This is a genomic window from Gilliamella sp. Pas-s25 (genome assembly GCF_009795885.1).
Taxonomy (GTDB): domain Bacteria; phylum Pseudomonadota; class Gammaproteobacteria; order Enterobacterales; family Orbaceae; genus Gilliamella.
Genome location: NZ_WTEV01000001.1, coordinates 84,711 through 96,522, shown reverse-complemented (window position 1 = coordinate 96,522; position 11,812 = coordinate 84,711). Strand labels below are relative to the sequence as shown.

General features: G+C 36.3%; 13 protein-coding genes and 1 riboswitch. Of the genes, 8 read left to right on the top strand and 5 right to left on the bottom strand.

Annotated features, from left to right (window positions below; translation table 11 throughout):
* Nucleotides 1-3 precede the first annotated feature (3 nt).
* The 3 genes from mreD to GQ593_RS00465 form a co-directional block, all read right to left on the bottom strand.
* A complete protein-coding gene (mreD, locus tag GQ593_RS00475) occupies nucleotides 4-489 on the bottom strand; it encodes a rod shape-determining protein MreD (protein WP_160430130.1) in 486 nt (161 codons plus the stop codon).
* On the bottom strand, nucleotides 476-1,318 hold the full coding sequence (mreC, locus tag GQ593_RS00470) for a rod shape-determining protein MreC (protein WP_160430129.1): 843 nt from the start codon (nucleotides 1,316-1,318) through the stop codon (nucleotides 476-478). Before mreC ends, mreD begins: the two co-directional genes overlap by 14 nt.
* A 147-nt stretch (nucleotides 1,319-1,465) precedes the next feature.
* Complete coding sequence (locus tag GQ593_RS00465) at nucleotides 1,466-2,512, bottom strand: rod shape-determining protein (RefSeq protein WP_034909698.1); 1,047 nt, start codon at nucleotides 2,510-2,512, stop codon at nucleotides 1,466-1,468.
* A gap of 371 nt (nucleotides 2,513-2,883) precedes the next feature.
* On the opposite strand from GQ593_RS00465, the gene accB reads away from it, so the two are divergent.
* From accB to GQ593_RS00450, 3 genes are all read left to right on the top strand, one after another.
* A complete protein-coding gene (gene accB, locus GQ593_RS00460) occupies nucleotides 2,884-3,339 on the top strand; it encodes an acetyl-CoA carboxylase biotin carboxyl carrier protein (RefSeq protein ID WP_160430128.1) in 456 nt (151 codons plus the stop codon).
* Nucleotides 3,340-3,378: 39 nt separating this feature from the next.
* Nucleotides 3,379-4,725, top strand: a complete 1,347-nt coding sequence (gene accC / locus GQ593_RS00455; protein ID WP_160430127.1) for an acetyl-CoA carboxylase biotin carboxylase subunit — start codon at nucleotides 3,379-3,381, stop codon at nucleotides 4,723-4,725.
* Nucleotides 4,726-4,797: 72 nt separating this feature from the next.
* Complete coding sequence (locus GQ593_RS00450; RefSeq protein WP_160430126.1) at nucleotides 4,798-5,436, top strand: bifunctional 4-hydroxy-2-oxoglutarate aldolase/2-dehydro-3-deoxy-phosphogluconate aldolase; 639 nt, start codon at nucleotides 4,798-4,800, stop codon at nucleotides 5,434-5,436.
* A gap of 56 nt (nucleotides 5,437-5,492) precedes the next feature.
* Here the strand turns inward: GQ593_RS00450 and GQ593_RS00445 are convergent, their stop codons facing one another.
* Together GQ593_RS00445 and GQ593_RS00440 are read right to left on the bottom strand one after the other, a co-directional pair.
* The gene (locus tag GQ593_RS00445) at nucleotides 5,493-6,263 is read right to left on the bottom strand and encodes an ABC transporter permease (RefSeq protein WP_160430125.1); all 771 of its coding nucleotides are present in this window, start codon (nucleotides 6,261-6,263) and stop codon (nucleotides 5,493-5,495) included.
* Nucleotides 6,263-7,201 carry an ABC transporter ATP-binding protein gene (locus GQ593_RS00440; protein ID WP_160430124.1) on the bottom strand — a complete coding sequence of 313 codons (939 nt, stop codon included), beginning with the start codon at nucleotides 7,199-7,201 and terminating at the stop codon, nucleotides 6,263-6,265. The genes GQ593_RS00445 and GQ593_RS00440 overlap by 1 nt, the downstream gene beginning before the upstream one ends.
* Before the next feature lie 222 nt (nucleotides 7,202-7,423).
* On the opposite strand from GQ593_RS00440, the gene mog reads away from it, so the two are divergent.
* From mog to GQ593_RS00415, 5 genes are all read left to right on the top strand, one after another.
* The gene (gene mog, locus GQ593_RS00435; RefSeq protein WP_160430123.1) at nucleotides 7,424-8,002 is read left to right on the top strand and encodes a molybdopterin adenylyltransferase; all 579 of its coding nucleotides are present in this window, start codon (nucleotides 7,424-7,426) and stop codon (nucleotides 8,000-8,002) included.
* A gap of 165 nt (nucleotides 8,003-8,167) precedes the next feature.
* The gene (argR, locus tag GQ593_RS00430; protein WP_160430122.1) at nucleotides 8,168-8,626 is read left to right on the top strand and encodes a transcriptional regulator ArgR; all 459 of its coding nucleotides are present in this window, start codon (nucleotides 8,168-8,170) and stop codon (nucleotides 8,624-8,626) included.
* A 108-nt stretch (nucleotides 8,627-8,734) separates the two neighbouring features.
* Nucleotides 8,735-8,908, top strand: a riboswitch (Lysine riboswitch).
* A 74-nt stretch (nucleotides 8,909-8,982) separates the two neighbouring features.
* Nucleotides 8,983-10,347, top strand: a complete 1,365-nt coding sequence (lysC, locus tag GQ593_RS00425) for a lysine-sensitive aspartokinase 3 (RefSeq protein ID WP_160430121.1) — start codon at nucleotides 8,983-8,985, stop codon at nucleotides 10,345-10,347.
* Nucleotides 10,348-10,692: 345 nt separating this feature from the next.
* Nucleotides 10,693-10,938 carry a GlsB/YeaQ/YmgE family stress response membrane protein gene (locus GQ593_RS00420; RefSeq protein ID WP_160430120.1) on the top strand — a complete coding sequence of 82 codons (246 nt, stop codon included), beginning with the start codon at nucleotides 10,693-10,695 and terminating at the stop codon, nucleotides 10,936-10,938.
* A 599-nt stretch (nucleotides 10,939-11,537) separates the two neighbouring features.
* On the top strand, nucleotides 11,538-11,789 hold the full coding sequence (locus GQ593_RS00415; protein ID WP_160430119.1) for a GlsB/YeaQ/YmgE family stress response membrane protein: 252 nt from the start codon (nucleotides 11,538-11,540) through the stop codon (nucleotides 11,787-11,789).
* The last annotated feature ends 23 nt before the right edge of the window (nucleotides 11,790-11,812 follow it).

Sequence of the window (11,812 nt, the reverse complement as noted above, 5' to 3'; positions counted from 1 at the left end):
CTTTTAATTGATAGCAAAGCTACGCCTTATTAGTCGCAATAATAGATAGATGACAATCCATAATAAACCATCAATACAGCTTGATAGTAAAATTAACGGTGATATCGTGATTGTATGATAAATACTCACTTGGAATAAAAATACCAGTAAATTGTAACATACCGAAACACCAAAGATGATAAACGACTGTTGCCATAACGCTAAATTGCGTATCACTTGGAATTTAAAAACAAGTAAATAAGCAATAAATGAATAAATAAAGGCATGGATCCCCAAGATCGAACCGGTACACAGATCCATTATAGCGCCAAATACAAAAGCAGTGCCAATCCCAACCCGATGCGGAAGAGCAATTAGCCAATAAGCAAAAATGAGGATCAGTAAATGGGGTTTAAACATGTTATATGATTGCGACCACGGAATAATTTGTAAACATAAGCCAATGAATAACGTTATCCAAATAATTAATATTCGATTACGACCCCTCATGTTTTACTCCTTGGTTTCCCCACAATAACAATAAATAACGTAAACGCTTCAGATCTGCTGTTGGTGTTGCTGAAATAATCGGGGTTGAATCGGTAATATCAAGTTTTACTGAACTGACTATTGCTACCGGGTATCCTTCGGGGAAACGACCATCAAGTCCCGAGGTAACTAAAACATCACCTACTTTTATATCAACGTTATTAGGCAAAAATTCTAGCGTTAAATCATTACTACACCCATTACCCACAGCAACCATACCAATATCATTTCTTAGTACTTGTACTGGGATTGCATGTTGATAATCACACACTAAAATTGCGCGACTTGTTGATTGCGCGGTTTCATAAATTTGTCCGACTATTCCTTTCTCATCGACAATAGGTTGCCCAACATAAACGCCATCTTCTTTGCCTTTATTGACAACAAATTGATAAACATAAGGATCAGTATCTGCTAGCAATACTTGCGCAGCCATTTTATGCTCATCATGCCTTAATGGGGAACCAAGTAATTCACGAAGTCTACTATTTTCATGTTTTAAGTGCTCAAGTAATAATAGATCGTTTTTTTGTTGCAATAACTCTGCATGCAATTTTGCGTTTTCATTTATTAGGCTTTCTCGCGTTTTTGACATCTCGTAAAGCGAATCAAACGATGATCTCGGCGCATTCGAAACATGATAAAGAGGCGAAATAATGGTATCGAGATAATAACGAATTTCTTTAAATGGGCGATAATTGACATCTAATACAATTAGAGCCAAGGCTAACGCTAGAGAAGTAAATAATTGCACACTGAGGGGCGAACGTTTAGAAAAAAGTAATTTCATTGTCCAGTACTTACCTGTTTTATGCTCAAGATCTAATTATTTCAAGATATGACTCCGCCGACAAAGTCGGCGGCAGAAAATATGAGATGTTTACTGACTAATTGTTTCATCAATATGAAACTAATTTACTTAACAATAAGGCAGCAATTACTCTTCACTAAATAAATCGCCACCATGCATATCTACCATATCTAGTGCTTTGCCACCACCTCTTGCAACACATGTTAATGGATCTTCAGCCACGACAACATGAATACCAGTTTCAGCTGATAATAATTTATCAATATTACGTAATAAAGCACCACCACCAGTTAAAACCATACCATGTTCTGAAATATCTGAAGCAAGTTCTGGCGGACACTGCTCTAATGCAACTTTAACTGCACTAACAATACCACTTAATGGTTCTTGCAGGGCTTCTAAAATTTCGTTAGAGTTTAAAGTAAAGCTACGCGGAACACCTTCAGCAAGGTTACGTCCACGCACCTCAATTTCAAGCACTTCATCTCCAGGATAAGCACTACCAATAAAATGTTTAATTTTTTCGGCCGTTGCTTCACCAATTAACGCACCATAATTACGACGAACATAATTAATAATCGCTTCATCAAATCGGTCACCACCAATACGTGCAGATGCAGAATAGACAACACCATTTAGCGAAATAACAGCAACTTCCGTCGTTCCACCACCGATATCAACCACCATTGAACCAGTTGGTGCAGATACAGGTAAATCAGCACCGATAGCAGCAGCCATTGGCTCTTCAATTAAATACACTTCACGCGCACCTGCTCCTAATGCTGACTCACGAATAGCACGGCGCTCAACTTGTGTAGCGCCAACAGGAACACAAACAAGCACACGAGGGCTTGGTCTTAAAAAACTATGGCTATGAACTTGGCGAATAAAGTGCTGTAACATTTTTTCAGTGACTGAAAAGTCAGCAATAACACCATCTTTCATTGGTCTAATAGCGGCAATATTACCGGGTGTTCGACCTAACATCAGTTTCGCAGCATGTCCAACAGCAGCAACACTTTTGGGAGTGCCTGTGCGATGATCTTGGCGAATTGCTACAACCGAAGGTTCATTTAAGACAATACCTTGTCCTTTTACATAAATAAGTGTGTTTGCTGTACCTAAATCGATCGATAAATCATTTGAAAACAAGCCGCGAACTTTTTTGAACATAATAAAAACTCTTCCTAGAATAAATCTTGTTTAAGTATATTTTAGTATTTAAAAACAAACCATGGAATCAAAAATATCTATTTTCAGCTTTATCCAAGCTAAATAAGATATTATTTAACCTTTCCAAACCATAGCCAAACCTAATAGTAACTCACTTTCGTTATTGTATCGCAATTATAAAATAATACCTAGAAAATAGTATAACAAGTGTTTGTAAAGGAGATATATAATGACAAATTCAGTTTTACAGTGTATTCTTCCGCGTTAATGTTGAGTTACAACCTTATTATCGGCGAAAACAACACAGTTAGCCATTAATAAGGATGCATTAAAATCATTGTTACTTATATCAAATAAACACGGTGTAATTCATGGATATACGCAAAATTAAAAAATTAATTGAATTAGTTGAAGAGTCAGGTATTTCTGAACTTGAAATTTCTGAAGGTGAGGAATCAGTTCGAATTAGTCGTTCTGCTCCTACTACAAACTATTCGGCGCCAGTACAAAATATTCAAATTCCTCAACCCGCTCCTGTCGTTGTAGCTCCAACAGCTCAAACTGAAGTCGTAACAGAGACTGTTGTAACTGATGGCACAACAATCAAATCCCCAATGGTTGGAACTTTTTATCGTACACCAAGTCCAGAATCAAAAGCTTTTGTTGAAGTTGGTCAAACAGTAAATGTTGGCGATGTGCTTTGCATTGTTGAAGCGATGAAAATGATGAACCAAATCGAGTCAGAAAAAGCTGGTACAATAAAAGCCATCTTGGTTGAAAATGGTCAACCAGTTGAATTTGATCAGCCACTATTCATTATTGAATAATCTGAATTTATTAATGACTATACGATTAAGAGATTGAATATGCTTGATAAAATTCTTATTGCGAATCGTGGAGAAATAGCTCTACGTATATTACGAGCATGTAAAGAACTTGGAATTAGAACTGTTGCAGTTCATTCTACGGCAGATAAAGATTTAAAACATGTATTATTAGCAGATGAAACTGTCTGTATAGGCTCAGCGGCTTCTGTAAAAAGTTACCTTAATGTGCCAGCACTAATTTCAGCTGCCGAAGTAACCGGTGCAGCTGCTATTCACCCAGGATATGGATTCTTATCTGAAAATGCCGACTTTGCTGAGCAAGTTGAGCGGTCAGGCTTTATTTTTGTTGGTCCAAAACCCGACACCATTCGTTTAATGGGCGATAAAGTATCAGCCATTCATGCCATGAAAAAAGCCGGCGTGCCTTGTGTGCCGGGTTCAGATGGGCCACTAGGTAGTGATATTGAAGCCAATAAACAAATCGCTAAACAAATTGGCTATCCTGTGATTATTAAAGCTTCTGGTGGCGGTGGTGGTCGCGGTATGCGTATTGTTCGGGAAGAAAAGGATCTTGAACAATCCATCAAAATGACCAAATTGGAAGCCAAAACAGCTTTCAATAATGATATGGTTTACATGGAAAAATTCCTAGAAAACCCACGTCATATCGAAATTCAAGTACTTTCTGATGGTCAGGGTCATGCTGTTTATTTAGGTGAACGAGATTGCTCAATGCAAAGACGTCATCAAAAAGTAGTAGAAGAAGCACCAGCACTTGGCATCACACCTAAAATGCGTAAATTTATTGGTGAGCGTTGCGTTAATGCATGTATTGAGATTGGCTATCGTGGTGCAGGTACATTTGAATTCTTATTTGAAAACGGTGAGTTTTATTTCATTGAAATGAATACCCGTATTCAAGTAGAGCATCCGGTTACTGAAATGGTAACTGGCGTTGATTTAATAAGAGAGCAAATTTTAATCGCCGCTGGCAAACCACTGTCAATTAAACAAAGCGACATTGAAATCAAAGGCCACGCGATTGAATGCCGAATTAATGCTGAAGATCCCAAAACCTTTATGCCATCACCAGGGAAAATTACCCGTTTTCATGCGCCAGGTGGCTTTGGTATTCGTTGGGAATCACATATTTATGCTGGTTATACTGTCCCGCCTTACTATGACTCTATGATTGGTAAATTAATCGCTTATGGTGAAACACGCGAAGTTGCCATTGCGCGGATGAAAAATGCCTTAGCAGAGCTAGTGATTGATGGCATCAAAACCAATATTGATCTTCATATTGAAATCATGAATGATGAAGGCTTTCAAAAAGGTGGTACCAACATTCATTATTTAGAAAAGAAATTAGGCATTTATGAGTAACAAAATAATCCCTATCTATTAGGGATTATTGCTATATTTAAGTATCAATAAGGTATAGGTAGGTAGATATAAATGAAAAATTGGGAAAAAAGTGCTGAAGAGATTTTAACCATGGGACCTGTTGTTCCGGTTATTGTGATTGAACGTATTGAAGATGCTGTACCGTTAGCCAAAGCGCTCATTGCTGGCGGCGTTAAAGTATTGGAAGTGACGTTACGAACAGCTTGCGCAATTGATGCAATAAAGAAAATCATCAAAGAAGTTCCTGAAGCTGTGGTTGGTGCAGGAACAGTGACAAATGTTGAACAACTAAAACAAGTCACCGAAGCTGGCGTTGAATTTGTCATCACTCCTGGTATTACTGACGCTATTTTAAAAGCTGCAGTTGATGGCCCTATTCCTGTTATCCCAGGTATTGCAACTATTTCTGAACTATTAACAGCACAAGAATATGGTCTAACGGCACTAAAATTCTTCCCCGCTGAAATCAATGGTGGCATTGCAGCATTAAAAGCTTTTGCTGGCCCTTGTGGATATATGAAGTTCTGTCCAACAGGGGGAGTAAACCCTAAAAACTATCGCGATTACCTTGCACTTGATAATGTACTTTGCGTCGGTGGTACTTGGTTTATTCCAACCGATGCAATTGCAAAAGGGGATTTTGCTAAAATTACGGAAATGGCAAAACAAGCCGTTGCTGGTGCAAAATAACGGTTATTATTCCGCCGATATAATACCGGCGGTTAACTACTCGCTGTCGATCCTTCTTAACTTCTTAACCCTCGCCCACTTTCAATAAGTCGCCATGCAATTACATAAAGTACGGTAACAAACAAAATCAGCATTGAAAATGTGATCCCTAATGGCACGTCTGTCACGCCCAAAAATCCATAACGAAAACCGTTAATCATATAAACGATTGGATTAATTTTTGAAACCCACTGCCAAAAGTCTGGCAACATAGTAATGGAATAAAAAACACCACCAAGATAAGTTAATGGTGTTAATACAAATGTTGGAATAATGCTTATATCATCAAATGACTTGGCAAATACCGCATTTAATAAGCCAGCTAATGAAAACAGAATTGAGGTCAATAGCAATGTACAAACAACAAATAACCAAGAATGAACTTCGTAACGAACAAAAAATAGTGATACGATAGTCACTAAAATACCAGTTAAAATACCACGCATCACGCCACCACCAACATACCCCAAAATAAGAATATGCGTTGGTACAGGTGCGACCAATAACTCTTCAATGTTACGTTGAAATTTAGCGCTAAAAAAGGATGAACAAACATTGGTATAAGAATTGGTAATAACTGACATCATAATTAATCCCGGCACAATAAATGCCATATAGCTAAATCCCCCCATCTCACCAACACGAGAGCCAATTAAATTACCAAAGATAATAAAATAAAGAGACATGGTAATAACGGGCGGAATTAGCGTTTGAACCCAAATTCTTAAAAATCGTGTCACTTCTTTACGCCAAATACTTTTTAAGGCAATCCAATATAAATTATTCATCAAATATCACCTTTTTGTTTGGTATCATTGTGCAATAGATCAACAAATAACTCTTCTAACCGATTTGCTTTATTTCGTACGCTGATCACTTTAATATTTTGTTGATTTAATTGTTCAAATAGTTGGTTTAATCCATGTTGCTTATCTACTTGCACTTCTAACATGCCGGGCTCCACATCAGAATAACTGTAGCCTTGTAATTTAATTGGTTCAGATGTAGGGACATAATCAATAACAATTGTTTCAGATTGGCTTTTGGCCAATAGATCACGCATGGATGAGTTAGCTATCAATTGACCATGCTGAATGATACCAATATTTCGACATAGCATTTCGGCTTCTTCTAAATAATGGGTGGTTAGAATAATTGTGATACCTTGCCGATTGATTTCACGTAAAAAATCCCACATAGAACGGCGTAATTCAATATCAACACCTGCGGTTGGTTCATCAAGAATCAATAATTTAGGCTCGTGCACAAGCGCTCTGGCTATCATTAATCGCCTTTTCATACCACCGGACAACATGCTAGCTCGACTGTGGCGTTTGTTCCATAAATCTAAAATTCGCAAATACTTTTCAGCACGCTCTAATGCAAGTTTTCGGGGCAATCCATAATAACCACCTTGATTAGTAACTATTTGTAGCACTTCTTCAAATTGATTAAAATTAAATTCTTGCGGGACGAGCCCTAATTGTCTTTTAGCATTGACAACATCTGTATCTAAATCATAACCAAAAATTTTAACTTGTCCCGCTGTTTTGGTGACTAATGAGCTAATAATGCCTATGGTTGTTGACTTCCCTGCACCATTTGGTCCTAGCAAGGCATAAAAATCGCCGGCTTGTACAGTTAAATTGATACCTTTTAATGCTTCTATACCATTTTTATAAATTTTTTTCAGTGAGATTAACTCAAGTGCGGGAATTGATGGCATAAATATATCCTAAGTGAATCAATTGCTATTTAAATAATATGATATCATGTTAAATCAATTGACAATAAAATCAATCAATGTACAGGTCTTTTTAATTTTATTTATATCAATGCGAATAAATTATCATTGTAAGATCATAGCGCATATTATTATTGGTTGGGCACAAACAGTGTAGTTTTAATTTTCAAGCTGTGTGCCTTTATCGTTGAAGGAATAAGTAGCATGTTTAAAATTGGGTTAGTTTCAGTATCAGATAGAGCTTCAAGTGGCGTTTACCAAGATGAAGGCATTCCATCATTAGTTTCATGGTTACAAACCGCATTGAAAACGCCTTTTGTAACCGAAAATCGTATTATTCCTGATGAACAAGCTGTCATTGAACAAACATTATGTGAGCTGGTTGATAATCTACATTGCCATTTAATTTTAACCACCGGAGGCACTGGCCCTGCAATTAGAGACGTAACACCTGATGCAACACTTGCGATCGCTGATCGGGTGATGCCAGGGTATGGAGAACAAATGCGTCAAATCAGTTTGCATTTTGTACCAACCGCGATTTTATCAAGGCAAGTTGCTGTTATTCGCAAAAAGTGTTTAATCATAAACCTACCAGGCCGACCAAAATCAATAAAAGAAACCCTTGAGGGAGTTAAAGATAACCAAGGTAATGCCATTGTTAGTGGCATTTTTGCTAGTATCCCCTATTGTATACAACTATTAGAAGGTCCTTACATTGAAACCCATGAACAAGTCATAAAGGCTTTTCGTCCTAAAGATGCAATTAAACCAACTCTTTAATTTTATGCCAATTTAACTCATAATTATCTATATCGAAATTATTATTAATGCTATCTAAAATAGCAGGCGTTATTTTAATTTGAATAGCAAGAAAATTTTATTATAAGTATTATGACTGCATATATTGGTACAATATCAATAACAAATTAAAAACCAAGGAACATTATGAAACAAGCCGATCTCACTAAAACATTTAAAGAGATACTTCGTCAAGAGAAGTTTAGTTCGCAAGTAGAAATCGTACAAGCGCTACAAGAACAAGGTTTTGATAACATCAATCAATCCAAAGTTTCGCGCATGCTAACCAAATTTGGCGCAGTGAGAACCCGAAATGCAAAATCCGAAATGGTCTATTGTTTACCTGCTGAAATCAGCGTACCAACTACAAGCAGCCCATTAAAAAATTTAGTAATTGATATTGATTTTAATAGTTCAATGGTAGTGATACGCACCAGCCCTGGTGCCGCCCAGCTTATTGCTCGGTTACTAGACTCAATTGGTAAATCAGAAGGTATTTTAGGTTCCATTGCGGGGGACGACACAATTTTTAGTACACCAACTAAAGAGTGTACAGTAAAACAATTGTATCAAACCATTATCGAATTGTTTGAGCGAGAATTATAGGACTTGCAATTTTCACTTATTACACCTAATAATTTTTAATATTTAACCTATTGACACAATTAATAAAATCGTTAATCCTATATAACGCTGACTTCGTTACTGAAGTTGCAAAAACGAAGAGGCGCATTACTCAGGTAAATCATTTTAGGGACTGGAACCACGAATAAATGATCGAGGGGATGTAATGCCGAGGTTTGATTGCCAATCCAGAAGCCATCAAATCGACTGCAAGGGCTGAATCCCTTGGGTTGTCACCTTAACAGGTGGAGCGCTTCATGGTCTGTATTTTTTAATTGTAAATAGGACACACCCGCTCTAACTCTGTTAAAAATAAACATTTTTAATATGAGGAATTTATGGAAACATCATTTGTAATTGCTAAATTTGGTGGTACTAGTGTTGCCGATTATCCTGCAATGGTAAATAGTGCCAATATTGTAATAGCGAATCCTAACGTAAAAGTTGTGGTACTATCGGCCTCTGCTGGCGTGACAAATTTATTAGTCGCCTTAGCCGAAGGACGTGATACCGAAGTTCGATCTCAACATATTGCCAAAATCCAATCAATCCAATACAACATCTTAGAACAATTACCTGAAAATCCCACACTACGAACTGAAATTGACAAAATCATTGCTAACATAGCTTCTTTGTCTGAAGCCGCAAGTTTAGCTACATCACCTGCATTAACTGATGAGCTGGTTAGTCACGGTGAAATTATGTCTTCAAAACTGTTTGTCGAAATATTGAAAGAAAAACAAAAAAATGCCATATGGTTTGACGTCCGTAAAGTTATGCGCACCGATGATAAATTTGGTAAAGCCACACCTAAAATTGAAGATATTAAACAGCTTTGCTGTGCGCATTTAAAATCACTAAGCAGTCATAGCATCGTTGTAACACAAGGATTTATCGGTAGTGAAAGTTCAGGCAAAACCACCACTTTAGGCCGTGGGGGAAGCGATTATACCGCAGCGTTATTAGGTGAAGCATTAAATGCCACTCAAATTGACATTTGGACTGATGTTGCAGGAATTTATACTAATGATCCTCGTATTACGCCAGCAGCTAAACGCATTGATGAAATATCATTTGCAGAAGCGACCGAAATGGCAACGTTTGGTGCAAAAGTACTACACCCAGCAACACTAGTCCCTGCTGTGCGTAGTAATATCCCTGTTTTTGTTGGTTCAAGTAAAGCGCCTCAAGAAGGAGGAACTATTGTTTACAACACTAACAGCATTACATCTAAATTACCAGTATTTAGAGCGTTAGCGTTACGTCGCAAGCAAACATTATTAACACTTACTAGTTTAAATATGCTGCATGCACAAGGTTTTTTAGCTAATGTGTTTACGATATTAGCCAAACATAATATTTCGGTTGATTTAGTCACAACATCGGAAGTCAGTATCGCATTAACTATTGATACCACAGGCACTAACACTAACGGTAACAGTTTATTAACAAAAGCATTATTTGATGAACTATCAACTGTGTGTCATGTCACAGTTGAAGAAGACTTAGCACTAATTGCTATTATTGGAAATAACCTAACTTCAACAAAAGGGATAGCAAAAGAGGTGTTTGGTGTATTAGATGATTTTATTATTAGACTTTGCTGCTATGGGGCAAGTACTCACAATCTTTGCCTATTAGCAAAAAGCAATGACGCAGAATCGATTATTAAAATTCTACATAACACAATTTTTGAACAATAATTTTATAAGGGAGATTTAATCTCCCTTATACTTTGCTCTAATTATCAGCTTCTCTTGTTTAATATATGTTAAGAGAACGAAAACAGGACAAAAAATTATTAGCTTTTATTATCCATAATTATAAAATGTAAAATAATTTATGCATTCACAATATTTTATCCATAAGTGAGTTTTTAAATTAAATCCCTATTTTCTTTAGTGGTATTAGTTATTAATATATTTTGCATATTATTTATGACTCTCAATTAATCGATTAAAGCTATTTCATTGAACATTATCTTCTGTTAGATTTTTTAATTAATTTAAGTAAACTAAAGTTAATTTCAATCACAAGAGGAAATTATCATGGGTATTATAAGTTGGATAATTCTAGGATTAATTGCCGGCTGGATTGCCAAGTTTTTTATGCCACTAGGAAGTGTAGGTGTATTTAAAACTATTTTATTAGGCATTGCAGGTGCTTTAGTGGGTGGCTATATTAGCACCTTCTTTGGTTGGGGTAGTGTAACTGGATTTAACTTCCCTAGTTTGTTAATTTCAGTGCTTGGTTCGATTATAGTCATTTATATCTATCGTCACATAAAAAAATAATCTGTTCCTGTTACACTGGCGGGTTTCCCGCCAGTTTAAATACATTTCATGCTTAATATTTCCAGATATATCATCCTTATCTCCATTTGTAGTGCTAGCCTTACTTGCATTGTTTACCTAATTTGAGCAACGACTGTAATAAATACTTATAAAAACGAAACTAATACGAAAATACCTCGTGAGGCATTAAATAACATAATACCTATTGAATATAAAACACTAAAACAGGCAGCGTAATTTTCTATATCAGTTTTGTACTCACTATGAGGTATTTCCCCAGCGGTTCACTTCTTAGGTTCTATTTTTTGTAAAAAATATTCAGGAGTCTATACCGTTTCGCAATTAATTGAGAATTTGCAGTACCTATTTGTTACAACATGTGACAACTATCGTATCAATCAAAAATTCCCCCCCACCACCTGCCCGATAACAAATAGGAAAAATGAAAACATAATATGAACTTTCATAGATATATGGCATAATCTGCAAATAGTTGGCGATGCAAAAGATAGAAAAGATTTATTCACTACATAAATGGAAAAACGCCTTATGCGTTATTAGAGTGGAATGGTAACACATTTTAAACAAAGGAAATTATCATGGATAATATAAGTTGGATAATTGCTCTAGGGTTAATTTCTGGATTAATTGCTGGCTTCATTGCCAAGTTTTTTATGCCACTAGGACATATTGGCATAATTAAAACGACTTTATTAGGCTTGGCAGGTACCGTAATAGGTGGGTGTATTAGCCCCATCTTTGGTTGGGGGAGTGTAACTGGTTTTAACTTTCCTAGTATATTAATTTCAGTAATTGGGACGATTATACTCATTTATCTCTATCGAATTTAAAACAATAATTCGTTTTAAGCTTA